Below are 24,855 nucleotides of genomic sequence, written 5' to 3' on the forward strand. Positions count from 1 at the left end.
AGGTGCTCCCGACCGTTTCAGCAGGAGGCACGGCCATGAAGATGCTCATCAACGTCCCCGAGACCGTCGTCGCGGACGCGCTGCGGGGTATGGCGGCGGCCCATCCGGAATTGACCGTCGATGTCGAGAACCGGGTGATCGTGCGGCGGGACGCGCCCGTCCAGGGGAAGGTCGGGCTCGTCTCCGGCGGCGGCTCCGGGCACGAGCCGCTGCACGGCGGATTCGTGGGCCCGGGCATGCTCTCGGCCGCCTGCCCCGGCGAGGTCTTCACGTCACCCGTGCCCGACCAGATGCTGCGGGCGGCAGCGGCCGTCGACAGCGGGGCCGGGGTGCTGTTCGTCGTGAAGAACTACACCGGTGACGTGCTCAACTTCGACATGGCCGCCGAACTCGCCGACGACGAGGGCATCCAGATCGCCAAGGTGCTGGTCAACGACGACGTGGCCGTCACCGACAGCCTCTACACCGCCGGGCGGCGGGGCACCGGCGCCACACTGTTCGTCGAGAAGATCGCCGGCGCCGCCGCCGACGAGGGGCAGCCGCTGGAGCGGGTCGAGTCGATCGCGCGGCAGGTCAACGACGGCTCGCGCAGCTTCGGCGTGGCGCTGAGCGCCGTCACCACGCCCGCCAAGGGCTCGCCCACCTTCGATCTGCCGCCGGGGGAGCTGGAGTTGGGCATCGGCATCCACGGCGAGCCCGGCCGGGAGCGGCGGGCGATGATGACCTCGCGCGAGATCGCCGACTTCGCGGTGCACGCCGTACTGGAGGACCTCGACCCCCGCGATCCGGTGCTGGTCCTGGTCAACGGCATGGGGGCGACGCCCCTGCTGGAGCTGTACGGCTTCAGCGCCGAGGTGCAGCGGGTGCTCGCCGGCCGCGGTGTCGCCGTCGCCCGCACCCTCGTCGGCAACTACGTGACCTCCCTCGACATGGCGGGCGCCTCCGTCACCCTGTGCCAGGTCGACGAGGAGCTGCTGCGCCTGTGGGACGCGCCGGTGAGCACGCCGGGGCTGCGCTGGGGCATGTGAGCCGGGACGATCAAGGTACCTACCACGCAAGGAGACCCAGTGCTCGACGCCGACTTCTTCCGCCGTTGGATGACGGCGACCGCCGCGTCCGTGGACCGCGAGGCGGAACGGCTCACGGCCCTCGACTCCCCCATCGGGGACGCCGACCACGGCAGCAATCTGCAGCGCGGGTTCACCGCCGTGGTGGCGGTACTGGAGAAGGAGGCCCCGGTCACGCCGGGCGCCGTCCTGATCCTGGCGGGACGGCAGCTGATCTCCACGGTCGGCGGGGCCTCCGGGCCGCTGTACGGCACGCTGCTGCGCCGCACGGGCAAGGCGCTCGGCGACGCCTCCGAGGTCGACCCGGCGCAGCTCGCCAAGGCCCTGCGCGAGGGCGTGGACGCCGTGATGACGCTCGGCGGGGCGGCGCCCGGCGACAAGACGATGATCGACGCGCTCGTGCCGGGCGTGGACGCGCTCGCCGACTCCTTCGGCGCCGCGCGGAGCGCCGCCGAGCAGGGCGCGCTGGCGACGACCCCGTTGCAGGCCCGCAAGGGCCGGGCCAGCTATCTGGGCGAGCGGAGCATCGGGCACCAGGACCCGGGCGCCACCTCGTCGGCGCTGCTGATCGCTGGACTCGCGGAGGCCGCCGGTGAGTGACGAGAAGCTGGTCGGGATCGTACTGGTCTCGCACAGCGCTGAGGTGGCCGCGTCCGTGGCCGAGCTGGCGAAGGGGCTAGCGGGCGGCGGGACGGCGGTGCCCGTCGCCCCGGCGGGCGGAACCGAGGGCGGCGGGCTCGGCACGAGCGCGGAGCTGATCGCGGCCGCGGCCGCGGCCGGGGACCGTGGGGCCGGGGTGGCCCTCCTCACCGACCTCGGCAGCGCCGTCCTGACCGTGAAGGCGCTGCTGGCCGAAGGCGACGAACTCCCCCCCGGGACGCGTCTGGTGGACTGCCCGTTCGTCGAGGGCGCCGTCGCGGCGGTCGTCACGGCTAGCACGGGAGCGGACCTGGACGCGGTGGCGGCGGCGGCCTCCGAGGCGTACAGCTACCGGAAGGTCTGAGTCCTCGGGACGCCTGTCGAGCGGCGACGGGGACACGGGCAGGTCGCCCCGGCCGTGCCCGGCCGCCCTACCCCCTCGGCTGGCCGCCGTCGACGAACCGCCGGGCCAGCCGCTGTCCTTCCGCCGCAGCGGCGGCCTGGTTCTCGATGGGCGAGATCCGCGAGCCCTTGAAGACGACGTACGTGACGCCGGAGTCCGTTCCCCCGCCGCGCGGGTCGGGCGAGATGCCGAGGGCCTTGGCGGCGGCGTACGACGCCTCGCCGATGACCTCGCGCGGCCCGGTGTCACCGACGACCGCGTACTGGACCCGGTCGCCATGGACGAGGGCCACCACGGATCCGTCGCGCACGCCGTGCTCGCGGTAGTCCCAGATCCGGCTCGGGACGGGCACGACGACGAAGGGCAGGCTTTCGGCGTTCAGATGGCGGCCGTCGGAGGCCTGGAAGGCCGTACCGGCGGAGAAGTACGGGTCGGTGCGGCGGTTGCAGTGGCGGCCGGGGCGCCCGTCGCAGTCGATGTCCATGTCGGCCGTCCAGAAGACGGCGTCGCGGGTGCCGCAGACGGGGACGGTCGCCGGGCTGCCGGCGTCGGTGCGGTAGCGGCCCCCGGACAGGGGAGTGCAGTCGCGCACCGCGGCCAGCAGCTCGTCCGCGCGGACGGGACTCTCCGCGGATCTCTCGTGCCGTGTGCGGGGTTCCTTGGGCGGGTGGGCGGTCGAGGAAGTCGCCGGGGCGAGCAGGGCGGCACTTGCCGCGGCCAGCGCGAGGGACTGGACACGCACGATAAGGGACTCTCTGCTGGGGGACACTGACGATCGCTCAGCACCATCGGATGCTGTTTCCGATCATGGGGCCACCCGAGGGGTCCGGACGGTGCACGCCACGCCCGTCCCACCCGGGAGCCGGGGGCCCGAGCCCGTGTCGGCTCCGGCCTCCCGGCCGCCCCGGCCGGTGCGGCATCGGCGACGACAGCGAATCCGCACCGGGAGCACGAACTCCCCTTCTCTCAGGTTGAGTTCGGCCGTGCTTGCTTCAGCATACGGAACGGTGCGGAGTGCTCGGTACGGACCGCCCTCTTGATGTGGCCGCGCCAGTGGCGTCATATTGGTCCGGACCATTGCCGCCGCGCCGTCCCTGGAGGCCGAGTCGTGCGACGCGTTCCCGTGCCCGTTGCCCTGGCCGTCGGCGCGCTGCTGTTCGTCCCGTCCTGCGGCTGGGGCGGCACGGGCGACGGCGACGAGGGGCGGCTGCCCGCCGCGCCGACGGGGGTCACCGCGGCGGCGGGCAGCGCGACCAGTGTCCACGTGATGTGGAACGCGGTGTCGTCGCGGGACGTCAGCGGCTACGAGGTGTACCGGGGCGCCACCATGGTCCAGGAGGTCCCGGGCTCCGAGCACATGGTCGACGTCACCCGGCTGGATCCGTCGACGACGTACGTCTTTACCGTGCGGGCACGGGACGCCGAGGGGCGGCTCGGGCCGCGCAGCCACGAGGTGCGGGCGCGGACCCCCGCCGCCGTCGCGGCCGACGCCTCGGCCCCCTCCCGGCCGGGCGGCCCGCGTGGGCGAGCCGCCGGAAGCCGGGCCGCGCAGCTGTCCTGGACCGCGTCACAGGACGACCGGGGCGTGGCGTCGTACGACGTCTACCAGGGCGCCGCGAAGATCCACAGCGTCGGCGGGGGACAGACCGCGACCGTGGTGACCGGGCTGCGGCCGGGGACCCGCTACACCTTCACCGTCCGGGCGCGGGACGCCGCGGACAACGTCTCCCCCTCGAGCGTCGCCGTCCGGCTCACCACCGCGCCGGGCACGGACGACGGGCGGGACACCGCGCCGGCCGACTTCCGCGCCACGATCCGGCGCGCCGACGGGGCCTACCACATCGACCTGTCGTGGGTGCCGCCCGAGGTGGACGGGGTGGTCACCGAGTACCAGGTCCAGCTCGACGGCCGTCCGGCCACCTCCCTGGTCTTCGGCGGGACCCCGCCCCGGGGCCGGGCGACGTACAGCTTCTACATCGGGCAGGAGGCCGGGGAGAGCCATCGGGTGAGGATCCGTCCCCGGCTGCCGGACGGCACCTGGGGCGGCTTTTCGGCGGAACGGACGGTGACGACCGGCGAGGGACGCTGAGGGCCCCACACGTCCCCCGGACGCCGGTATCTGTCACCTGAGCGGGTGCGGTCCCCATGCGGGCCGGGCCGGGGACACGTTGGCTGCGTCTGTGAGGCAGCACGGGCGTTCCCCGACCTAGGCGGCGCAAGGGATGTACCGCCAACCGTGCCGCCGGAGGGCAGTCCCATGCGTACTTCTCAGCCTCTCCTCGGGGCGGCCGTGGCAGCCGCCGCGCTGCCGCTGGCCCTGGTCGCCGGGCCGGCCGCAGCGAACACCGGGATCTCCGTGAGCACCAACGGCTCCACGGTCTCGGTGACGACCAGCGCGTGCACCCAGCTGAACGGCAGATGGGGCACCGCGTCCATCCTCAACAGCAACCAGGCGAACTTCGCCCAGGGCCGCCAGGTGGTGCTCTCCGGTTCGACCGCCCAGCAGGGCGCGGCCTGGACGAACGTCACCCCGGGCACTTACACGGTCATCGTCATGTGCTCCAACGGCAACACCGCCGGAACCCAGTCCGTCGTCGTCTCCGGCGGGTCCACGCCGACGCTGTCGGCGACGGCCAGGGCCACGGTCACGGCCTCGCCCACCCGCGGTGTGGTCGGTGGTGTCGGCGGCGCCACGCGGGACTACGGCGCGCTGACGCTGGTGGGCGGCGGGGCGCTGGTGGGTACGGCGGTGATCGCCACGGTCTGGTTCCTGCGCCGCCGCTCGAAGCCGTACCGCCTCTAGCCGCCGCCTAGCCGTCCTGCTCCGGGGGCAGCTCGGCGAACTCCGCCAGGGCGTGCTCCAGCCAACGCGCCCAAAAGGTCTCCAGATCGATGCCGGCCCGCAGCACCAGGTGCTGGAGCCGGTCCTGGGGGCTGTCCTTGCCGGGCGGGAAGTCCCGCCGCTCGATCTCCTCGTACTCCGCCAACTGGACCCGGTGCAGGTCGAGATGGCGGCGCAGATCGGCCTCCAGGCCGGCCGTGCCGACCACGGCCGCCGCGCGCAGCCGCAGCAGCAGCGTGTCGCGCAGCGGCCTCGGATCCTGGGTGGCGGCGGTCCAGCGGGCCAGTTCGGCGCGGCCCGCGGGCAGCACCTCGTAGCTCTTCTTCTGCCCGCGCGCCGGCTGCTCGGCGGGCAGGGCCCGGATCAGCCCGTCGGCCTCCAGTTTTCCCAGCTCGCGATAGATCTGCTGATGCGTCGCCGACCAGAAGTAGCCGATCGACTTGTCGAAGCGGCGGGTCAGCTCCAGCCCCGAGGACGGCCTTTCCAGCAGGGCGGTGAGGATCGCGTGCGGGAGTGACATGGGGGCCATCCTAGGGACGCCCCCGGCGCCTACAGCACGGCCGCCAGTTCGGTGCCCTGCTTGATGGCGCGCTTGGCGTCCAGCTCGGCCGCCACGTCGGCGCCGCCGATGAGGTGCGCGCTGCGCCCGGCGGCGACCAGCTCCTCGTACAGGTCCCGGCGCGGCTCCTGCCCGGTGCACAGGACGATGGTGTCGACCTCCAGGACCGTACTGGTGTCGCCGACGGTGACGTGCAGTCCCGCGTCGTCGATCCGGTCGTAGCGCACGCCGGGGACCATGGTGACGCCGCGGTGCTTCAGCTCGGTGCGGTGGATCCAGCCGGTGGTCTTGCCGAGGCCCGCGCCGACCTTGGTGGCCTTGCGCTGGAGCAGATGGACGGTGCGGGGCGGGTCGGGCCGCTCGGGGGCGGCGAGGCCGCCGGGGCCCTCGTAGCCCATGTCGACGCCCCACTGACGGAAGTACGTCGCCGGGTCCTCGTGCGCCTTGTCGCCGCCGTCGGTGAGGTACTCGGCGACGTCGAAGCCGATGCCGCCGGCGCCCAGGACGGCGACGCTGTCGCCGACGGGCACCTCGTCGCGCAGGACGTCGAGGTAGCCGACGACCTTCGGGTGGTCGACGCCGGGGATGTCCGGGGTGCGCGGGGTGACGCCGGTGGCGACCACGACCTCGTCGTAGCCGGCCACGTCGGCGGTCGCCACGCGGGTGTTCAGGCGTACGTCCACCCCGTGCGCGTCGAGCTGGTGACGGTAGTAGCGCAGCGTCTCGCCGAACTCCTGCTTGCCGGGGACCTTGCGGGCGACGTTGAGCTGCCCGCCGATCTCGCCCGCGGCGTCGAACAGCGTGACCTCGTGGCCGCGTTCGGCGGCGCTCACGGCACACGCGAGGCCCGCCGGGCCCGCGCCGACGACGGCGACGCGCTTGCGCAGCCGGGTCGGGGACAGGACCAGCTCGGTCTCGTGGCAGGCGCGCGGGTTGACCAGGCAGGAGGTGATCTGCCCGCTGAAGGTGTGGTCGAGGCAGGCCTGGTTGCAGCCGATGCAGGTGTTGATGGCCTCGGGACGGCCGGCCGCGGCCTTGGCGACGAAATCCGGGTCGGCCAGCATCGGGCGGGCCATGGACACCATGTCGGCGCAGCCGTCGGCCAGCAACTCCTCCGCCAGCTCCGGGGTGTTGATGCGGTTGGTGGTGACCAGCGGGACCGACACCTCGCCCATGAGCCGCCGGGTGACCCAGGTGTAGGCGCCGCGCGGCACGGAGGTGGCGATGGTCGGGATGCGGGCCTCGTGCCAGCCGATGCCGGTGTTGATGATCGTGGCCCCGGCGGCCTCGACGGCCTTGGCGAGGGTGACCACCTCGTCGAGGGTGGAGCCGCCGGGGACGAGGTCCAGCATCGACAGCCGGTAGATGACGATGAAGTCCTCACCGACCGCCTCGCGCACCCGCCGGACGATCTCGACCGGGAAGCGCATGCGGTTCTCGTACGCGCCGCCCCAGCGGTCCGTGCGGTGGTTGGTCTGCGCGGCGATGAACTCGTTGATCAGGTAGCCCTCGGACCCCATGATCTCCACGCCGTCGTAGCCGGCCTGCCGGGCGAGGCGGGCGGCGCGGGAGTAGTCGTCGATGGTCCGCTCGACCTCCGCGTCGGACAGCTCACGGGGCGGGAAGAGGCTGATCGGGGCCTGGAGAGGGCTCGGGGCGACCAGGTCCTTGTGGTACGCGTAGCGGCCGAAGTGCAGCAGCTGCATCGCGATCCGGCCGCCCTCGCGGTGCACCGCGTCGGTGATCCGCCGGTGCTCGGCGGCCTCCTGCTCGGTGGTGAGCTTGGCGCCGCCCTCGTACGGCCGGCCCTCGTCGTTGGGCGCGATGCCGCCGGTGACGATCAGGCCCACTCCCCCGCGGGCCCGGGCGGCGTAGAACTCCGCCATGCGCTCGAAGCCGCGCTCGGCCTCCTCCAGGCCGACGTGCATGGAGCCCATCAGGACGCGGTTGGGCAGGGTGGTGAAGCCCAGGTCGAGCGGGCTCAGCAGATGCGGGTAACGGCTCATGGCCCCTCCGTGCGCGGTGACGTCCCTCTGTTGTAGAGGACCGCGCACGGTTTATGCAACTAGTTGCACAACGGAGGGGCTGTCCGTCGCGCCACATCGGTCAGCGGTTCTCCAGCCGTACGTGCAGCTCCCGCTCCTGGTCGCCCGAGGCCGTGCTGAGGTCGTGGACCCTGAACAGGTCGTTCAAGGTGGTGCGGAAGCGGTCGATCGCCCAGTACCCGCCGTGCGCGTCGGCCTCGACGGAGGCGGAGAGCCGGGGGGTGGTGGGGTGCGCGCCCTCGTGCGGCGTGGCGACCTCGAAGGTGCCGAGCCACACCGTCGGCCGGACCTCGTGCCAGTCCTGCGGTATGTCCTCGGAGCACCGGTCCGAGTCGAAGTACGCGCACAGGCTGTCGAAGACGATCCGGGCGTCCTCCTTGCTGCATCCACTGATCTCCAGGGAGACCGATTCCGGGTGCAGTCGCTCACTGTCCATCGTGGTGACTCCTCTCGTGGCCGCGCTGCGGTACGGCAGGCGAGTTCCCACGCGGCGCCGTGCCGCACTCCCAGAAAACCACCACATTCCGGGATGTACAGCCCCGATGAGAACGGAGGGCGACCGGGCCGCCTCGGACGGGCCACGCCGATCCCACCCCATCGCCAGACACCCCCAGTCATGTTGAGGGATGGTGGAGTAGGGCGGTGGTGGCGTAAGAGAAATGTGAGGGCGGGCGGCAAGGGGAGTCGGCACGGGACGGCGTGCCGTGGCGGAAGGCGAAGGCGGTGCGTGCGATGGGACCGACCGGGCCACCGGTGTCCGACGGGGCCGAGCCGGGCAGTGCGCCGGGGCGGCCCAGCGGGCTGCTCGACGTGCTGGGCGTGGCCTCGGTGGTGCTCGACGCCCACGGCCGCATCGTCCTGTGGAGTCCCCAGGCCGAGGAACTGTTCGGCTACCCGGCACAGGAGGCGCTCGGCGCGTACGCCGCCCGGGTGATGGTGCACGAGGAGCACCTCGAGCTGGTCAAGAAGCTGTTCGCCGACGTCATCGCCACCGGCAGGGGCTGGGCCGGCGCCTTCCCGGTGCGGCGCAAGGACGGCAGCACGCGCCTGGTGGAGTTCCGCAACATGCGGCTGCTGGACGACCAGGGCGACGTCTACGCCCTCGGTCTCGCCGCCGACCAGTCGACCGTGCGCCGGCTGGAGCAGGACGTCGCGCTGTCCACGCGGATGATCGCGCAGTCACCGATCGGGCTGGCCGTCCTGGACACCGGGCTGCGCTACGTGTCCGTCAACGCTGCGCTGGAGCGGATCAACGGCGTCCCGGTCGAGGAGCACATCGGCCGGCAGGTCGGCGAGGTGCTGCCGATGCTGGACGTGGGTTCCCTGGACGCCGCGTTGCGGCACGTCCTGGAGACCGGGCGGCCGCTGGTCGACCATCCCGTCTCCGGCCGCACCCCGGCCGACCCGTACGAGGACCGCGCCTGGTCGGTCTCGCTCTACCGGCTGGAGGACGCCCTCGGCACGGTGCTGGGCGTGGCCAAGTCGGTCAGGGACGTCACGGCGGAGCGCCGGGCGGGCATCGAGGCGGAGTCCGCGCGGCGTCGGCTGGCGCTCATCGCGGACGCCTCGGCCAGGATCGGCACCACGCTGGAGCTGGACCGCACCGCCAACGAGCTGGCCGACGTCGCGGTGCCGGAGCTGGCGGACGTGGCCGCCGTGGATCTGCTGGACTCGGTGATCGGCGGCCGTCGCAGCAGCACCGACCCGTGCGAGCCGGCCGTGATCCGGGCGCTGGCCGTGCGGGCGGACAACGCGCCGGAGGCCATGCAGGCGGCCGACACCCCGGGACAGGTGGCCCGCTACGGTCCCGACCGCCTGGTCACCGAGTGTGTGCGCTCGGCGCGACCGGTGATGATCCCGCAGGTCAAGGACGTGGATCTGCCGCGCATCGCCCGCTCCCCGGAGGCCGCCGCCCTGCTGGCGCGCGCCGGCGTCCACTCCTATCTGGCCGTCCCGCTCATCGCGCGCGGGGAGGTGCTCGGCGCCCTCGACCTCAAACGCATCAACAATCCGCTGCCGTTCAGCGAGGACGACCTGCTGCTCGCCCGAGAACTGGCCGCCCGGGCGGCGGTGCAGATCGACAACGCCCGCTGGTACCAGAACGCCCGCGACACCGCCATCACCCTCCAGCGCAGCCTGCTGCCCACCCATCCGTCCGTGACCGGCGGCCTCGAAGTCGCCTCCCGTTATCAGCCGGCGGGCGCCGCCACCGAGGTCGGCGGCGACTGGTTCGACGTCATTCCCCTGGACGGCGGCAAGACCGCGCTGGTCGTGGGCGACGTGATGGGCAGCGGCATCACCGCCGCGGCGACCATGGGCCGGCTGCGCACCGCCACCAACACCCTTGCGGCGCTCGACCTCGATCCCGCGGTGCTCCTCGAACACCTCGACCGGATCACCTCGGACCTCGACCACTCCATCGCGACCTGCGTGTACGCCGTCCACGAGCCGCGTGACGGGCGCTGCCTGATCGCCAACGCGGGCCATCTGCCGCCCGTCCACGTCCGCCGCGACGGGGCGCGGGAACTGCTCGACCTGCCGACCGGCGCGCCCCTGGGCGTGGGCGGCGTCAAGTTCACCACCACGGTCTTCACGCTCGATCCCGGCGACGAACTCGTTCTGTACACCGACGGTCTGGTCGAGACCCGCACCCACTCCCTCGACGAACGCCTGGACACCCTGCTGGGCCTCCTCGACGACCCGGCCCGCCCCCTGGAGGAGGTCTGCGACCTCCTCGTCCGCACCTTGCACCACCCCGACAACCACGACGACGTGGCGGTCCTCATCGCACGCGCCCAGCCGAGGGGTTGACGCAGACAGGGACACGGCCCCGGGACCGGCGGCGACCCGCGGCCCCCTCTCCGGCAAAGCCGAAGTTGATGCCGCTCCGGCATCCGAGAAGACCCCCCACGCCACCCCAACACCCGCCGGAAGAAAGTTTGCGCGGCCGGACGCATGCCGGAGGCAGAGCGGAGGCGACCGCCGAAGGCAAAGCAGGTACGGCCGCCCGGCGCTGCCAGAGGCCGAACCGGCACGGCCAGCCGGGCGGCTGCCGGAGTCGGAGCCGGGGCGCCCGCCGGAGGCGAAACCCGGGCGGCCGGCCGGGCGCCCGCCGGAGGAAGAAGGCGGCTGCCGTGTTCCCTCGTCCGCGAAGCCCGAAGCCCGAAGCTCGCGCTGCGCCGCCGCCCCGGTGCACCGCACTGCCTCGCCGCACACCCCTCACCACGGCCGGCCCACGGCCGCGAAGCGGGTCGTGTGGTTCGTGGAGCCCGGCGACGCGACGCCTGGCTCGACCCGGCGGCAGCCGAACCTCTGTGACGCCGGGGATCAGTTGGTGCCGATCACCACATGGGCGTGCAGTTCCTCCGACGCCGTCAGCCGGGTCGTCAGGCCCGCGCGGGTGAAGACGGCCACCGCCTCGGGGGCCTGGCGTTCGCTCGTCTCCGTGAGGAGGCACCCGTCCGGCGCGAGCCAGTCGCGCGCCCCGGCGGCGACCCGGCGCAGCACGTCCAGTCCGTCGGCGCCGCCGTCGAGGGCGACCGCCGGTTCGTGGTCGCGTGCCTCGGCGGGCAGGAGACCGACCTCGGCGGTGGGGACATAGGGAACGTTCGCGGCGAGGATGTCCACGCGGCCCCGCAGCGGGCCGGGAAGCGCCTCGTACAGGTCGCCCTGGTGGACCCGGCCGCCGTGCGCGGCGAGGTTGCGCCGGGCACAGTCCACCGCGGCCGGGTCTATGTCGGCGGCGTGCAGTTCGACCCGGCCCAGGGCCGTGACCAGGGCGGCGCCCACCGCGCCCGAACCGCAGCACAGGTCGACGACGACCGAGGCGTCCGGGGCGGCGGCGAGGGCCTGTTCGACGAGGAACTCGGTGCGGCGGCGGGGCACGAAGACACCGGGTTCGACGCCGATCCGCAGTCCGCTGAACTCGGCCCAGCCGACGACGAGTTCGAGCGGCAGTCCATCGGTTCGGCGAGCCACCATGGCGGCGAGTTCGTCCGGGGTGCGGGCGGCGCCGAGGATCAACTCCGCCTCGTCCTCGGCGAAGACGCAGCCGGCGGCGCGCAGTGCGGCCACCACGGAGGCAGGGGAAAGGGAAAGCGGCAGAGGCATGCGGGCGAGGCCTTTCGGGAGCCGAAGGACGCTCTCGCGGTCTTCTACTGCCGGTGTTCCGCGCCGACATGAGAGGAGAGCGCCCGATCTGACACAGCGGTGATGGGGCTCACCTCCTCGGTCACGCACGGCTGGGACCGCCCTCAGCCGGAGGGCCACCCTACCCCACCGGCCGGACAGGCACCGTCCCGCCTCCGGACTCCCTCCCCGACCTATAGTTGTATCGCGCAACCAGAATCGGGAAGGGGTGCTGCGGCAGCGGAGACCGCCGTGGAGACCATCCAGCGGGAGATGACGGCCTTCGCCCGTCGCGCGCGGGCGTCCGCCGGGCGGATGCACCCCCAGCTGTCGCTGGTGTCGTACACGCTGCTGGGGCACCTGGAGGAGCGTGGCGGCTGCCGGGCCTCCGATCTCGCGGCGCACCATACCCTGGACAAGTCGGCCGTCAGCCGGCAGGTGGCCGCTCTGGAGCGGGCCGGGCCGATCGAGCGCCGCCAGGACCCGGAGGACCACCGCGTGCAGGTGCTGGACCTGACCGACGCGGGCCGGCGCATCCTCGCCCAGGTGACGGTGAGCCGCCGGGCGGCCGTCCAGGAGCGGCTTGCGGACTGGTCGGAGGAGGACCTGCGGCGGTTCGCCGGTTATCTGGAGCGGTACAACGCCCGGGCCGCCGGCTGCTGAGGGGGCGGGACCGCGTACCCCGTACGGTGGTACGCGTACGCACTGAGCAGGCTCTATCCGCGGGGCCGCCGCGCCGGCGGTCTGGAGGCACCACCCGCATGAACGTCACCCGAGGCTTCACCGGGCGCCCGCGCGTCGACAATCCGGGGCTGCCGCCCGGGCAGTACGACGCGGGCGACGACTGGCCCGTCCTGTCCGCCGAGGTCACCCCCGACCTCGCGCCCGCCGACTGGACCTTCCGCATCGACGGCCTGGTGGCGGAGCCCCGCACCTGGGACTGGGCACAGGCGCACGCGCTGCCCGCCTCGGCGTACGAGGGCGACATCCACTGCGTGACGGGCTGGTCGAAGTTCGGGGTCGGTTTCGCGGGCGTCTCGCTGGACGCCTTCCTGGAGCGGGTGCGCCCGCTGCCGGCCGCCACCCACGCCGTCGCCTACACGCACACCGGGTACACCGCGAACCTCCCGCTCGCCGACCTCACCGGCGGCCGGGCCTGGATCGCGTGGGAGTACGACGGCCGGCCGCTCGCGCCCGAGCACGGTGGCCCGGCGCGTTTGCTCGTGCCGCATCTGTACTTCTGGAAAAGCGCCAAGTGGATCGCCGGCATCCGTCTGCTCGGCCACGACGAGCCCGGCTTCTGGGAGCAGAACGGCTACCACGCGCGGGGCAACCCGTGGGAGGAGCAGCGGTACTCCGGTGACTGACACCTTCACTCCCGCGACGCGGTTCGCCGTGCCCGGCCGGATCGCCGTGGGCGAGGGCACGGCCGGCCGGTGGCAGACCGCCACGCTGACCGGGATCCGCCGTGAGACACCGCGCGCCGCCACCTTCCGGTTCGCGGTGCCCGCCTGGGCGGGGCATCTGCCCGGCCAGCACCTGATGCTCCGGCTGACCGCCGCGGACGGTTACGTCGCGCAGCGCCACTACTCGATCGCGTCGGCGCCGGACGACTCCGGACACATCGAGCTGACCCTGGACCACGTCGAGGGCGGGGAGGTCTCCGGCTGGTTCCACAACGAGGCCCGGCCCGGTGACCGCATCGAGGTGCGCGGCCCGCTGAGCGGCTTCTTCGCCTGGCCGGGCGACCGCGCCGCGCTGCTGATCGGCGCCGGGTCCGGGGTCGTACCGCTGATGTCGATGGTGCGGCACCACCGGGCGCGCGGCCTGTCCGTGGCGCTGCGGCTGCTGGTGTCCGCGCGCGGGCCCGGGGACCTGATCTACGCGCGGGAGTACGGGGCCGAGACGACGCCCGTCTTCACCCGTTCGGCCCCGCCGGGCGTACCGGTGGGCCGGATCGCCGCGGCACACGTGGCGCCGCTCCTGGACGCCGCGCCTCCCGGCGGGTGGGAGGCCTATGTGTGCGGGTCCAACGCCTTCGCCGAGCACGCGTCACGCCTGCTCGTCGCGGCCGGCCAGCCGGTGGACCGGATCCGGATCGAACGCTTCGGCTGAGGATTCCGCCTTCTCGCAGCCCCGTTCCCGTGCAGGAAGTCCGTGTGACGGGGTACGACATTCATGTGGGACTCGCACGCATACACGGGCCCGAGGGCGGCGGCCGCGCTCCCCGGCTCCGGTGAGGGCGAGGAGGCGGAGATGCGAACCCGGGTGCGCGGCTGGCGCTGGCGGCGCAATTCGCTGCGGCGCAGGTCGGACGTGGTCGAGGCGTGGACGGTGGTGGTCCTCGCCGTCCTGCTGTTCCTGGGCGCGCCGCTGGCCGGAGCGCTGACGGGCTGGTGGGCGCACGGCGAGGCACGGCGCACCGCGGTGGCCCAGTCGGAGGACCGGCGGCACGTCCGGGCGGAGGTCGTCGGCAGAACGCCCGACACGCTGCCCGCGGTGCAGGCCGGCCGGGAGTACACGTACCGCGCGACCGTGCGTTGGACCGAGCCCGGTGAAGGTTCCCGGACGGGCGCGGCCAGGGTCCCGGCGGGGACGCGGCCCGGGGAGACGGTCGACGTGTGGTTCGACGGGGCGGGCCGCAGCGTGCCACCGCCCACGAGCGGCACGACGGTCTGGCAGCACGCCCTGACCCTGGGCGTCTGCGCCACGGCCGGCTCGGCCGGGGTGGTGCTGCTCGGCAACGCGGCCGTACGACGGGCGGCGAACCGGCACCGGATGGCCGAATGGGAGCGTGCCTGGGCGCGCACGGAACCGGAGTGGACCCGCCGGCGGGCCTGATGCGCGGCCCCTGGCGGCAACCCGTCGGAACGTGTCGGTAATGCCCCTGTGGGGTCGTCGGCGGCGGTTCCAGCGTGTGAACGGTCCACGCGCGCGGACGCCGAAACGTCACCTCCCCAGGAACAGCGCGCGTACGGTGTGATCATCACGCCGTCCGCACCCAAGGTGGTCCTGCATGGCACTGTTCGACCTCCCCCTCGACGAGCTCCGTGAGTACCGCGGTTCCGCCGCCGAACCCGAGGACTTCGACGCCTTCTGGTCCAAGACCCTCCACGAGGCGCGCGAGCACGACCTGGACGCCCGGTTCGAGCCCGTCGAGTCGGGCCTGGCCACCGTGCAGGTGTTCGACGTGACCTTCGCCGGGTTCGGCGGCCACCCGGTGAAGGGCTGGCTGCTGCTGCCCGCCGCCGCGACGCGGCCGCTGCCGCTGGTGGTCGAGTTCGTCGGGTACGGGGGCGGGCGCGGCCTGCCGCACGAGCACCTGCTGTGGGCGTCCACGGGCCGCGCGCACTTCGTGATGGACACCCGCGGCCAGGGCAGCGCCTGGGGCGGCGGTGGCGGCACCCCGGACCCGGTCGGCGGCGCTCCGGCGTACCCAGGTTTCATGACCCGAGGCATCGACGCGCCCGAGAACTACTACTACCGCCGGGTGTTCACGGACGCGGTGCGCGCCGTCGAGGCGGCCCGCTCGCATCCGCTCACCGACCCGGCCAGGACCGTCGCGCTCGGTGCCAGCCAGGGCGGCGGCATCAGCATCGCCGTCGGCGGTCTGGTCCCGGACCTGGTGGCGGTCGCGCCGGACGTGCCGTTCCTGTGCGACTACCCGCGCGCCACGACCTTGACGGACCGTCACCCCTACCGCGAGATCGGCCTCTACCTCAAGACCCACCGCGGCCGCGCCGAGGACGCCCTGCGCACGCTGTCCTACTTCGACGGGGTGCACTTCGCCGCGCGCGGCCGGGCTCCCGCGCTGTTCTCCGCGGCGCTGGAGGACCAGACGTGCCCGCCGTCCACGGTGTTCGCGGCGTTCAACGCCTGGGCGCACGAGGACAAGGCGATCGAGGTGTACGACTTCAACGACCACGAGGGCGGCGGCCCGTTCCAGGCCGCCGCCAGGATGCGCTGGCTGCGGTCGTACGCCTGAGAGGCCCGGGGTGAGGACGATGGGGACGCAGGAGGCCGCGGAGCGGTTCGTCCGCGTGTGGGAGCGGGGCTGGGCCGAGCACGACGTGGACGCGCTGCTCGCGCTGTACGCCGAGGAGTGCGTCCACCGCTCCATGCCGTTCCGTGAGCCACACCGCGGGCGCGCCGAGCTGGGTGCGTATATGCGCTGGTCGTTCGCTCAGGAGCGGGTGACCGACGTGCGGTTCGCGCCGCCGGTCGTGGGCCAGGACGGGGTGGCGGTGGCGGAGTTCCGGGTGCTCGGCGAGGAGGGCGGGCGTCACGCCACTCTCGCCGGCTGTGTCTTCGTCGGGTTCCGCGCCGACGGGCTGGCGGTCGAGACCCGGGACTACTGGCACACCGCCGACGGCCTCCAGGAGCCGACGGGCCCGCTGTTCTTCACCTGACCTCGCCCCCTTGCCGGGCGGCCCTCCCTTCCGCGCCGTCCGACCAGTCGGTACGTTCGGGGAGCCCCGGTCCGCAGGGTCGTGGACCGGGCTTCCCACGGACGACGGAGGCTGCATGTCCGAGCGCGAGCCACAGATCCACGGCCACTGCGACGCCCGCTTCACGGCGGTGCGTTCGGCGTTCGAGGAAAACTTCCGGGAGCGGGAGGAACTGGGCGCGGCCGTCACCGTCGTCGCCGACGGCGTGACCGTGGTCGATCTGTGGGGCGGCTGGGCGGACCCGGCCCGCACGCGGCCCTGGGAGCGCGACACGCTGGTCAACGTGTGGTCGACCTCCAAGGGCCCGGTGGCGCTGTGCGCGCACATCCTCGCCGACCGGGGGCTGCTGGACCTGGACGCCCCGGTGGCCACCTACTGGCCGGAGTTCGCCGCGGCGGGCAAGGAGAAGGTGCTCGTACGTCATCTGCTCTCCCACCGCGCCGGCCTGTCCGGCCCACGCGAACCGCACTCGTTCGCCGAGCTCTGCGACTGGGAGCTGACCACCCGCCGGCTCGCCGCGATGGAGCCCTGGTGGGAGCCGGGGACGCGCTCGGGGTACCACGCGCTGACGTTCGGCCATCTGGTCGGGGAGGTCGTCCGGCGGGTCTCGGGGCTGCGGCCCGGCGCGTTCCTGGCGCGGGAGGTGACCGGGCCGCTGGGCATCGACTTCGGCATCGGACTGCCGGAGCGGGAGGCCGGGAGGGCGGCGGAGCTGACGCATCGCCGGGCCGCCCGGAGCACCGAACAGGCGGCGATCTTCAGCCAGTTGTCGCCCGCCGCGCTCGCCGCGCTGACCAACCCCGCGGTCGGCGCCGCCGAGGCCAACACGCCCGCGTGGCGGGCCGCCGAGATCCCGGCCGCGGGCGGCCACGGCACCGCGCGGGCGGTGGCCGCCCTGTACGGGATATTCGCGGGCCGGGGCACGCACGACGGTCGCCGCGTCCTGTCCCCCGAGGCGGCCGAGCGGGTGCGCGAGGGGCAGGGAAGCTGCCGCGACCTGGTGCTGGGCGCCGGGTTCGAGAAGGAGACCGAGATCGGCCTCGGCCTGTGGCTCAGCGGACCGAACGGCTCGTACGGGCCCAACCCGCGCGCCGTCGGGCACGACGGATTCGGCGGTTCCGCCGGGCTCGCGGACCCCGAGGCGGGCGTGTCGCTCGGTTATGTGATGAACCGCATGGGACCGCACGTCGCCGACGACCCCCGCAAGATGGCGCTGGTGAACGCCCTGTACGGCGCCCTCTGACCGGGCCGCGCACCCTCCCGCGGCCACTTCCCGCCCAGCCTGTTTCGGCCGAACCGCCGGGTCGGTCTTCCCTGGTGGTTTAGACCAATGCTAATTCTGGTGGCGCAATGAGCCCGCACGGCTACGGCACGTCACCAACAGGAGGGCGCGGCATGGCCCGCACCACCCCGCACGACCGCCCGCACACCGGCGAACAGCCCCTGTACTGGCGGGTCGCGACGGAGCTGCTCGGCGAACTACGCGACGGCACGATCCCGCCCGGCGAACGGCTGCCGGGCGAACGGCAGTTGGCCGAGCACTTCGGGGTCAGCAGAGAGACCGTACGGCAGGCGCTGGAGGTGCTGCGCCGGGACGGCCTGGTCGCCACCGACCGGCGCGGCAGCCACGCCACCCTGCCCGGCCCGCCGGTCGAGCACCCGACCTCACTGGCCTTCCCGATCGGCGTCCGGCGCGGCGCCGACGAACGCGCCGTCGACCGGGCGACCGTCACCTGGGAGACACCCCCACCCGCGCACGCGGCGGCGCTCCGGCTCGCCCCGCTCCGGGCGACCCTGATGCACCGTTACGAGTCCGCCTCCGCCGACGGCCGCGGCCTGCGCAGCGCCGTCACCTCCTTCTCGGACGTGGCCCTGGCCGAGGTGGAGGAACTGGGCCGCTACCGCGACCGCGCCGACGGCACCTCGGCGGCCCAGCTGCGCCGCGCCTACGACTGGATGCGGACCGCGGGGCTGACCCTGCACCACCGCGACGCCATCACCCGTCTCCCCGACAGCTCATCGGTCCGGGTGACCCGCCTGGTGCACGACCAGCACGAGCGGCCTCTGGAGTTCACCGAGCTCGTCGTGGACGCCCAACGGGACGCGCTGGTCTACGAGTTCACCCTGCCGGCAGCGGTCTGACCCCCGGCAGCCGTCCAGGGGACTCTCCGCCGGGCCCGAGCGGCTGTCCAAGGCGCCGGGCCACGACCATCCGCACCCGCGGACCTCCGTCCCGCCGCCGCCCGAAATCGGGCAGCGGGTGCAGGTCCACCCGGAACCCGGCGCCTTCCAGCTCCCGCAGCAGATGCCCGAACCGCACGGCCCGGTAGTACATGACGAACGGGGGCCGCCACACGGCGTTGCGAACCCGCATCACGAGGTCGAAGCCCAGCAGCATGCCGTTCACGAGGGAGACCGTCCGGGGCGGGCCCACGACCGGGAAGGCGAAGCACCCGCCCGGCCGCAGTACGGAATGGACCTGCGCGAACAGCCCCGGCAGGTCCCGCGGCAGGAAGTGCCCGAACGCCCCGAAGCTCACCGCGAGGTCGAAGCGAGGGCGGAACGGCAGCGCCCGGGCGTCCGCCCGCACCCAGGACACCCGGGGCACGCCGGACGGGACCCGCTCCCGCGCGACCGCCAGCATGCCCGCACTGAAGTCGACCCCCGTGACACTCCGCTCGCACACGTCCCGCAGCGCGTCGGCGCCCGCCCCGGTCCCGCAGCACACGTCGAGCCCGTCTTCGAACGGCCCGATCCGCCGCAGCGCCGCGGCGACGGCGTCCAGCACCGAGTCCGGCGTCCGGAAGGGCGTGTGGTCGAACTTGGGCGCGAGCAGGTCGTAGCCGCGCTCGACCGACGACAGCGCCTGGACGGCGAGTTCACGCAGGCTGGGGCCTTGGGGGCTGAACATCGGCCTCAGCTTAGCCCCGCCCGGCCGGCAACGGTGGGCATCGGCGGGACAGACCGCTCGGGGCCGGAGCCACCCCGATCCACTGTGGCGTGCGTCACAGCACCGCACCCTGCCGGATGGTAGACTGCGGGCAGCACTTGTGTACGCCCTCTTGTGGCGCCGGTGCCATTCCTTCCTCTCAGCCCGCGCAACACCGCCGTTCCCGGCCGGTGCAGCGGCTTTCCGTCACTCCACCCTCGCGGACCTCCAGGCCCGCGGCTGAGGTGCTGTTCCCGCCGCCCGGAGGCCTCTCCACACGCCTCGTCCGCGGCCCCCTCCTTCCCTTCGCTCATGCCCGCCTGCGACGCAGGCCTCCGAGTCCGTGAGAGGACCGACCCCCATGACCACCACACTCGAACACCCTCCCCGCCAGCGACAGGCCCCGGCCGCCCAGGCCGTCACCGGCGTTCTCGACATCGACGCGGGCGGCAAGGGGCACCTGCGCGGGCACGACTGCCTGCCCACGCCGGCCGATCCACAGCTCCCCGCCGCCCTGATCCGCAGGTACGGGCTGCGCAAGGGCGACTTCGTCGAAGCCGTACGCGGCTCCCAGCGCGCCGTGGCCGAGGTCGAGCGCGTGGGCGGCGAGGCACCCGGACAACTCCGGGACCGCCGCCACTTCCACGACCTCACACCTCTGCACCCCCGCGAGCGGCTCCGCCTCGAACACCCGGCGGCCGGCCTCACCGGACGCGTCGCCGACCTGCTCTCCCCCGTCGGCAAGGGGCAGCGCGGGCTGATCGTGGCCCCACCCAAGACCGGCAAGACCGTACTGCTCCAGCAGGTCGCCGCCGCCGTCGCCGGCAACCACCCCGAGTGCCGGCTGATGGTCGTGCTCCTCGACGAGCGCCCCGAGGAGGTCACCGACATGCGGCGCTCGGTGCGCGGCGAGGTGTACGCCTCGACCTTCGACCGGACACCCAAGCAGCACATCGCGCTCGCCGAGCTGGTGATCGAACGGGCCAAGCGGCTCGTCGAGGCCGGTGAGGACGTCGTGATCCTGCTCGACTCGCTGACCCGGCTGTGCCGGGCGCACAACAACGCGGCGGCCTCCGGCGGCCGTACCCTCTCCGGCGGTGTGGACGCCGCCGCGCTGCAGGGGCCCAAGCGGCTCTTCGGTGCCGCGCGGCTGGCCGAGGAGGGCGGTTCCCTGACCATCCTGGCCACCGCCCTGGTCGAGACCGGCTCCCGGGCCGACGACTTCTTCTTCGAGGAGCTCAAGGGCACCGGCAACATGGAACTCCGGCTGAGCCGCGAACTCGCCTCGCGCCGCGTCTTCCCCGCCGTCGACATCACCGGCTCCGGCACCCGCCGCGAGGAACTGCTGCTGCCCCCGGCCGAGTTGGCCGCCGCGCACGGCCTGCGGAGGGCGCTGCGGAGCCGTGACGGCGAGGCCGGTCCGGAGACGCTGCTGGAGCGGATGCGACAGACCCCGGACAACGCGGCCTTCCTGCGCCGGATCCAGCCGACGCTGCCGGCCGGCTAGGCGACCGCCGCCTCCCGGGCGACGCGCCACGCCGGGCCCACGTGCGGCATCCGGGTGCACGCCGGCACCGCTCGGCCCGGCCAGCACCGATCGAGGCCGGTCCGTTCCTAGGTTGATCATATGACGATGGGATTCTCTTCTCGGGTGGCCGTGTCGACCTGCGGTCTCTGCCTGGCCGGCGCCCTGACCTTCGCGCCTGTCGCCGCCGCCGCCCCGGCCGGGGCCGACCCCGGAGCGCCGGGCGCGCCGCGCGGCACGGCACCGGTTCCGGCCGTGCTGTACCGCCCCGGCACACAGGTGCGGCCACGCTCCGGCGCGCCGGAGGTCCCGGACGTCTCCGCCCTGTCGTGGCTGGTGGCCGACGCCCGCACCGGCGAGGTGCTCGCCGCGCGGAACGCGCACCGCAAGCTGCCGCCCGCCAGCACCCTCAAGACCCTGTTCGCCCTCACCGTGCTGCCCGTGCTGCCCGGCGGCATCCAGCACCGGGTCACCTACGGCGAGCTGGCGGAGGTCGGCGAGGGCAGCAGCCTCGTCGGCGTCAGCGAGGGGCACTCGTACCGCATCTCGGACCTGTGGCGCGGGGTGTTCCTCAGCTCGGGCAACGACGCCGTGCACGTGCTGGCCGGACTCAACGGCGGCTGGGACGTCACCTCACGGCAGATGGAGGCCAAGGCCCGGGCCCTCGGCGCCCGCGACACCCGGGTCCTGTCGCCCGACGGATACGACGCGGACGGTCAGGTGTCCTCGGCGTACGACCTGGCCGTCTTCGGCCGGGAGGGACTGCGCAACGCTGAGTTCGCCCGGTACTGCGGCACCCTCGAGGCCAAGTTCCCCGGAGAGGACGGCTGGCCGTACGACATCCGCAACACCAACCGGCTGCTGACCGGCGACGACGGCGTGCGCCGCTACCCGGGCCTGATCGGCATCAAGAACGGCTACACCAGCGGGGCCGGGAACACCCTCGTGGCCGCGGCCCGGCGCGGCGGACGCACCCTCGTCGTGACGGTGATGAACCCTCAGTCAGGCGTCCCCTTCGACGTCTACGAGGAAGCCCGGTCGCTGCTCGACTGGGGCTTCGGCGCCGCCGGCCGGGTGGACCCGGTCGGCTCGCTGGACGCCCTGCGCAGCAAGCCACGACCCGGTCCCGAGGCCGCGCCCGCCCCGGTGGCCGCCGGGGTCACGCCGGATCCCGCCCCCGGCTGGCCCGAGACGGCGGCCATCGCGGCAGCCGCCTGTCTGGGCGCGGCGGCGGCCGCACTGGTCCTGCGGCTGAAGGTCTTCCAGATCGAGGACTGACCGACCGGCATCCCCAGCAGCAGCCCGAGGGTGATCCAGGCGTAGGTGTTGCTGCCGAGGAACCCGTCGATCCCGGACGCGTCGTCGAACCACAGCCACACCACGCTGGTGCACATCACCGCGTACAACACGGCCGCCACCCGTGGCTGCCCGGCGCGGACCAGCAGCACGAACGCCGGCAGCAGCCACACGAGGTGGTGCACCCAGGTGATCGGGCTGACCAGACACGCCGTCAGGCCGGTGAGAGCGAAGGCTGCGTACCAGTCGCCCGCCGCAACCGCCCTACGGGAGCGCCACACCCACACGCCGAGCACCAGCAGCACCGTGACCGCCCAGACCGCGCGGCTCTCGACGTCCAGCCGGGCCAGGATGCCCTGCAGGGACTGGTTGGAGACGTAGTCCAGCCGGCCCACCCGGGTGGTGTCCCACATGGCGTCCGTCCAGTAGAAGCGCGACCCCTCGGGTGTCACCAGGGCCGCGAGCCCCGTCGCGCCGGCGGCCACGCCCGTGGCGCCGGCGGCGGCGCGCCGGCGTCCGGCGAGCAGCAGCAGGCCGATGAAGAGGGCGGGCGTGAGCTTGATGGCCGCCGCGAGGCCGATGCCGATACCGGCCCAGCGGCCCCGACCGGTGGAGAGCAGCCAGGCGTCGACCAGGACCAGGGCCAGCAGCAGGACGTTGACCTGCCCGAAGCTGAACGTGTCGCGCAGCGGTTCGTACAGCGCGAGGGCGCAGGCGGCCAGGGCGCAGCCGTACCAGCCGTGGCGGCGCCAGGCGCGGCCGGTCAGCACCCGCATGGACACGGCCAGCGCCGCCAGGTTGAGCAACAGCGCGATGACGATCGCGGTCCGCAGTCCGACCAGGGCCATCGGCAGCATCGCGACGGCGGCGAACGGCGGGTAGGTGAAGCCGTACACCGTGTCCGGCACCCGGTAGTCGTAGAGCCGGCCGCCGTCGTGGATCCAGTGGTGGATGGCGCCGTGGTAGACGCGTAGGTCGAACCAGTCGCGCAGGAGCGGCACGGTCGCGGTGAAGACGGTCAGGGCGGCGGCGAGGACCAGTACGAGCAGCAGCCGTCCGCGGTCGGTGCGGGGAGTTCTCATGCGGTACGCCCCACGACCGGGGCCTGCACGGCCTGGTGGGCCTGCCACAGCACGACCACGGCGAGTACGCCGCCGGAGACGGCGAGCATCAGCTGCCCCAGGTCGGCCGGGCCGCCGCTGGGGAGGACGAACAGCGCGAGCACACAGGTGACCGCCGCGACCCGGTGCCGTACCGAGGCGTTGGGCGCCGCGGCGGCGATGAGGAACAACCCCCACAGCGCGTACCAGGGCCGGATCGCCGGGCCGAAGGCGGCCACCGCCGCCAGGCTGAGGCCGAGGGCGTACACCGGACGCGGGCGCAGCCGCACCCATATGACGAGCAGCACGGCCGCCGTGACCAGCAGGCCGATCGTGTGCCAGACGGGCACGGCGAGCGGTGCGAGGTCGCTGCCGAGCCGCTCCAGCAGGGCGCCGGTCGCGCGGCCGAGCAGGCTGGTCAGGGCCCAGTTGTGCGGTGACACGGGGGTGTTCAGAGCGGCGATCCACCCGTATCCCGTACCGGCGACGGCGGTCGCGGCGACCGTCGTCGCGGCCGACGCGGCGGCGGTCGTCACCACGGCCCGCCCGGCGCTGCGGCCCGCGCGCATCTGGAGGACGACGATCGCGGCGAGCCCGAGCGCGGCGGGCGCCTTGACGAGCGCGGCGAGGGTGATGAGGACGGCGCCCAGGACCGGCCGGCGGCCCTGCGCCGCGACCAGGCCCATGCCGAGCAGGCCGAGCATCATGGCGTCGTTGTGCGCGCCGGCCACCAGGTGCAGCAGGACCAGCGGGTTGAGGGCGCCGAGCCACAGCGCGGCGGCCGGGTCGGCGCCGCTGTGCCGGGCGAGGCGGGGCAGCGCGGCGGCCATCAGGGCCACGCCCAGCAGCGCCAGCAGCCGCATGCCCATGAGGCCGGCGGGGATCTCACCGCGGGTCAGGCCGGACAGCGCGGAGGCGGCGGCGAGGAACACCGGGCCGTAGGGGGCGGCGGTGTGCTGCCACACCGGGGACACCTCGTCGGCCAGCGGGCCGCCGAGCTGGGAGGGGCCGTGCGTGTACACGTCGATCTGCGCGTCGACCATGGCGCCCTGGGCGAGGTAGCTGTAGACGTCCCGGCTGAACAGCGGTGGCGCCAGCAGCAGCGGGGCCGCCCAGAGGGCGAGGACGAGCAGCAGGGAGCGGGGCGTGGGTGGTTCGGGGCCGCGCAGCAGCCTGCCGAGCAGGGCCCAGGCCGCTATCAGCAGGACGACGCCGAAGTAGACGCCGACCAGGCCGAGGGCGGCGCCGGCCGAGGAGGGCGACAGCAGTTCGCGGACCGGGAGGGCTCCGGCCGTCTCACCGCCCAGCGCGAGGAAGGCGGCACCGGCCAGACCGAGCATCTGGCAGCGGCGGAGATCGACGGAGGAAGCCATGGCCAACACTCGGTCAGCGTGTCAACGCCGGGTGGCCGGAAAACGACGCGCCGCCCTCGGGGGGTCAACCTGCGCGTGACCTCCGTGTGATCAGAAGACCGACAGTTAGGTGAGCGTCGTGAGCCCCGGGCTCCACACGCACAACGTGCAGCGGCCCGGCACCACGGCCCTTCTCCAGCATCATGCCGGGCAAGGTCGACCCGGCGATCCCCGAGGTCGTCAACCAGGTCTGCACCAACGGCAGGCGGCCGGGGGCGGCCCCGGGCTGCCGACTGTCAGGCGGAAGCCGAAAGCACCAGTGGGTCCAGCGCCGGCACCGCACGCACCGCCCCCACCGGCTTCCCGCCGCCCAGCAACGGCTCGCCCGCGAACTCGGTGAGCAGGCCCGGGTCCACCCCGGCGCGAGTCCGAGCGCACGGCCATCAGCCAGTCCCTCCAGCGCAGCCTCCTGCCGCCCGAACTTCCCGTGATCGACGGCGTCGAGGTCGAGGTCATCTACCG

General features: G+C 73.7%; 23 protein-coding genes and 2 pseudogenes. 16 read left to right on the top strand and 9 right to left on the bottom strand.

Annotation, left to right across the window (positions count from 1 at the left end; genetic code table 11):
- The first annotated feature begins 35 nt into the window (after positions 1 to 35).
- From dhaK to AB0O67_RS15980, 3 genes are read left to right on the top strand one after another with little or no spacing between them, the layout of a single operon-like run.
- Positions 36 to 1,028 (top strand): dihydroxyacetone kinase subunit DhaK, encoded by a 993-nt coding sequence (gene dhaK, locus AB0O67_RS15970; protein ID WP_365450319.1) that lies wholly within the window; start codon positions 36 to 38, stop codon positions 1,026 to 1,028.
- A gap of 39 nt (positions 1,029 to 1,067) precedes the next feature.
- Positions 1,068 to 1,667, top strand: a complete 600-nt coding sequence (gene dhaL / locus AB0O67_RS15975; protein ID WP_365450321.1) for a dihydroxyacetone kinase subunit DhaL — start codon at positions 1,068 to 1,070, stop codon at positions 1,665 to 1,667.
- On the top strand, positions 1,660 to 2,070 hold the full coding sequence (locus tag AB0O67_RS15980) for a PTS fructose transporter subunit IIA (protein WP_365450324.1): 411 nt from the start codon (positions 1,660 to 1,662) through the stop codon (positions 2,068 to 2,070). The genes dhaL and AB0O67_RS15980 overlap by 8 nt, the downstream gene beginning before the upstream one ends.
- A gap of 67 nt (positions 2,071 to 2,137) precedes the next feature.
- On the opposite strand, the gene AB0O67_RS15985 is transcribed toward AB0O67_RS15980, so the two are convergent.
- Positions 2,138 to 2,851: a glycoside hydrolase family 75 protein gene (locus tag AB0O67_RS15985; RefSeq protein WP_365450326.1), complete on the bottom strand. Its 714-nt coding sequence runs from the start codon at positions 2,849 to 2,851 to the stop codon at positions 2,138 to 2,140.
- Positions 2,852 to 3,217: 366 nt separating this feature from the next.
- Between AB0O67_RS15985 and AB0O67_RS15990 the strand changes: the two genes are divergently transcribed.
- Together AB0O67_RS15990 and AB0O67_RS15995 are read left to right on the top strand one after the other, a co-directional pair.
- The gene (locus AB0O67_RS15990; RefSeq protein WP_365450329.1) at positions 3,218 to 4,198 is read left to right on the top strand and encodes a fibronectin type III domain-containing protein; all 981 of its coding nucleotides are present in this window, start codon (positions 3,218 to 3,220) and stop codon (positions 4,196 to 4,198) included.
- A 168-nt stretch (positions 4,199 to 4,366) separates the two neighbouring features.
- The gene (locus AB0O67_RS15995) at positions 4,367 to 4,912 is read left to right on the top strand and encodes a hypothetical protein (protein ID WP_365450332.1); all 546 of its coding nucleotides are present in this window, start codon (positions 4,367 to 4,369) and stop codon (positions 4,910 to 4,912) included.
- A 7-nt stretch (positions 4,913 to 4,919) separates the two neighbouring features.
- Here AB0O67_RS15995 and AB0O67_RS16000 read toward each other — a convergent pair whose 3' ends face one another.
- From AB0O67_RS16000 to AB0O67_RS16010, 3 genes are all read right to left on the bottom strand, one after another.
- Positions 4,920 to 5,471: a PadR family transcriptional regulator gene (locus AB0O67_RS16000; protein ID WP_365450334.1), complete on the bottom strand. Its 552-nt coding sequence runs from the start codon at positions 5,469 to 5,471 to the stop codon at positions 4,920 to 4,922.
- A gap of 29 nt (positions 5,472 to 5,500) precedes the next feature.
- Positions 5,501 to 7,516 carry an NADPH-dependent 2,4-dienoyl-CoA reductase gene (locus AB0O67_RS16005; RefSeq protein WP_365450336.1) on the bottom strand — a complete coding sequence of 672 codons (2,016 nt, stop codon included), beginning with the start codon at positions 7,514 to 7,516 and terminating at the stop codon, positions 5,501 to 5,503.
- Positions 7,517 to 7,616: 100 nt separating this feature from the next.
- A complete protein-coding gene (locus AB0O67_RS16010; RefSeq protein WP_365450338.1) occupies positions 7,617 to 7,991 on the bottom strand; it encodes a hypothetical protein in 375 nt (124 codons plus the stop codon).
- Between the two features lie 296 nt (positions 7,992 to 8,287).
- Here AB0O67_RS16010 and AB0O67_RS16015 point away from each other — a divergent pair, with 296 nt between their 5' ends.
- Positions 8,288 to 10,366, top strand: coding sequence for a SpoIIE family protein phosphatase (locus AB0O67_RS16015; RefSeq protein ID WP_365450340.1), 2,079 nt, complete (start codon positions 8,288 to 8,290; stop codon positions 10,364 to 10,366).
- A 516-nt stretch (positions 10,367 to 10,882) separates the two neighbouring features.
- Here AB0O67_RS16015 and AB0O67_RS16020 read toward each other — a convergent pair.
- Positions 10,883 to 11,665, bottom strand: coding sequence for a putative protein N(5)-glutamine methyltransferase (locus AB0O67_RS16020; RefSeq protein WP_365450342.1), 783 nt, complete (start codon positions 11,663 to 11,665; stop codon positions 10,883 to 10,885).
- 291 nt (positions 11,666 to 11,956) lie between these two features.
- On the opposite strand from AB0O67_RS16020, the gene AB0O67_RS16025 reads away from it, so the two are divergent.
- The 8 genes from AB0O67_RS16025 (at position 11,957) to AB0O67_RS16060 (ending at position 18,273) form a co-directional block, all read left to right on the top strand.
- Positions 11,957 to 12,346, top strand: coding sequence for a MarR family winged helix-turn-helix transcriptional regulator (locus AB0O67_RS16025; protein WP_365450365.1), 390 nt, complete (start codon positions 11,957 to 11,959; stop codon positions 12,344 to 12,346).
- 98 nt (positions 12,347 to 12,444) lie between these two features.
- On the top strand, positions 12,445 to 13,050 hold the full coding sequence (locus tag AB0O67_RS16030) for a sulfite oxidase-like oxidoreductase (protein WP_365450344.1): 606 nt from the start codon (positions 12,445 to 12,447) through the stop codon (positions 13,048 to 13,050).
- The gene (locus AB0O67_RS16035; RefSeq protein ID WP_365450347.1) at positions 13,043 to 13,798 is read left to right on the top strand and encodes a ferredoxin reductase; all 756 of its coding nucleotides are present in this window, start codon (positions 13,043 to 13,045) and stop codon (positions 13,796 to 13,798) included. Before AB0O67_RS16030 ends, AB0O67_RS16035 begins: the two co-directional genes overlap by 8 nt.
- Before the next feature lie 141 nt (positions 13,799 to 13,939).
- A complete protein-coding gene (locus AB0O67_RS16040; RefSeq protein ID WP_365450367.1) occupies positions 13,940 to 14,524 on the top strand; it encodes a hypothetical protein in 585 nt (194 codons plus the stop codon).
- Between the two features lie 175 nt (positions 14,525 to 14,699).
- Positions 14,700 to 15,668: an acetylxylan esterase gene (locus AB0O67_RS16045; protein WP_365450349.1), complete on the top strand. Its 969-nt coding sequence runs from the start codon at positions 14,700 to 14,702 to the stop codon at positions 15,666 to 15,668.
- Positions 15,669 to 15,687: 19 nt separating this feature from the next.
- Complete coding sequence (locus AB0O67_RS16050; protein ID WP_365450351.1) at positions 15,688 to 16,092, top strand: nuclear transport factor 2 family protein; 405 nt, start codon at positions 15,688 to 15,690, stop codon at positions 16,090 to 16,092.
- A gap of 115 nt (positions 16,093 to 16,207) precedes the next feature.
- The gene (locus tag AB0O67_RS16055; RefSeq protein ID WP_365450353.1) at positions 16,208 to 17,374 is read left to right on the top strand and encodes a serine hydrolase domain-containing protein; all 1,167 of its coding nucleotides are present in this window, start codon (positions 16,208 to 16,210) and stop codon (positions 17,372 to 17,374) included.
- A gap of 152 nt (positions 17,375 to 17,526) precedes the next feature.
- Positions 17,527 to 18,273: a GntR family transcriptional regulator gene (locus AB0O67_RS16060; RefSeq protein WP_365450355.1), complete on the top strand. Its 747-nt coding sequence runs from the start codon at positions 17,527 to 17,529 to the stop codon at positions 18,271 to 18,273.
- On the opposite strand, the gene AB0O67_RS16065 is transcribed toward AB0O67_RS16060, so the two are convergent.
- Complete coding sequence (locus tag AB0O67_RS16065) at positions 18,251 to 19,042, bottom strand: class I SAM-dependent methyltransferase (protein ID WP_365450356.1); 792 nt, start codon at positions 19,040 to 19,042, stop codon at positions 18,251 to 18,253. The genes AB0O67_RS16060 and AB0O67_RS16065 overlap by 23 nt on opposite strands.
- 379 nt (positions 19,043 to 19,421) lie before the next feature.
- Between AB0O67_RS16065 and rho the strand changes: the two genes are divergently transcribed.
- Both rho and AB0O67_RS16075 read left to right on the top strand, forming a co-directional pair.
- Positions 19,422 to 20,567, top strand: a complete 1,146-nt coding sequence (gene rho / locus AB0O67_RS16070; protein WP_365450358.1) for a transcription termination factor Rho — start codon at positions 19,422 to 19,424, stop codon at positions 20,565 to 20,567.
- A 126-nt stretch (positions 20,568 to 20,693) separates the two neighbouring features.
- Positions 20,694 to 21,572, top strand: a pseudogene (locus tag AB0O67_RS16075) (serine hydrolase); the annotation flags it as partial.
- Positions 21,573 to 21,607: 35 nt separating this feature from the next.
- Here AB0O67_RS16075 and AB0O67_RS16080 read toward each other — a convergent pair.
- The 3 genes and pseudogenes from AB0O67_RS16080 to AB0O67_RS16090 form a co-directional block, all read right to left on the bottom strand.
- Positions 21,608 to 22,963 carry a glycosyltransferase 87 family protein gene (locus AB0O67_RS16080; RefSeq protein WP_365450360.1) on the bottom strand — a complete coding sequence of 452 codons (1,356 nt, stop codon included), beginning with the start codon at positions 22,961 to 22,963 and terminating at the stop codon, positions 21,608 to 21,610.
- Complete coding sequence (mptB, locus tag AB0O67_RS16085) at positions 22,960 to 24,354, bottom strand: polyprenol phosphomannose-dependent alpha 1,6 mannosyltransferase MptB (RefSeq protein WP_365450362.1); 1,395 nt, start codon at positions 24,352 to 24,354, stop codon at positions 22,960 to 22,962. Before mptB ends, AB0O67_RS16080 begins: the two co-directional genes overlap by 4 nt.
- 275 nt (positions 24,355 to 24,629) lie before the next feature.
- Positions 24,630 to 24,758: pseudogene (locus AB0O67_RS16090) on the bottom strand (asparaginase); the annotation flags it as partial.
- Positions 24,759 to 24,855: the final 97 nt, after the last annotated feature.

This window comes from Streptomyces sp. NPDC086077, from assembly GCF_040686175.1.
In the GTDB taxonomy this organism is placed as follows: Bacteria; Actinomycetota; Actinomycetes; order Streptomycetales; family Streptomycetaceae; genus Streptomyces.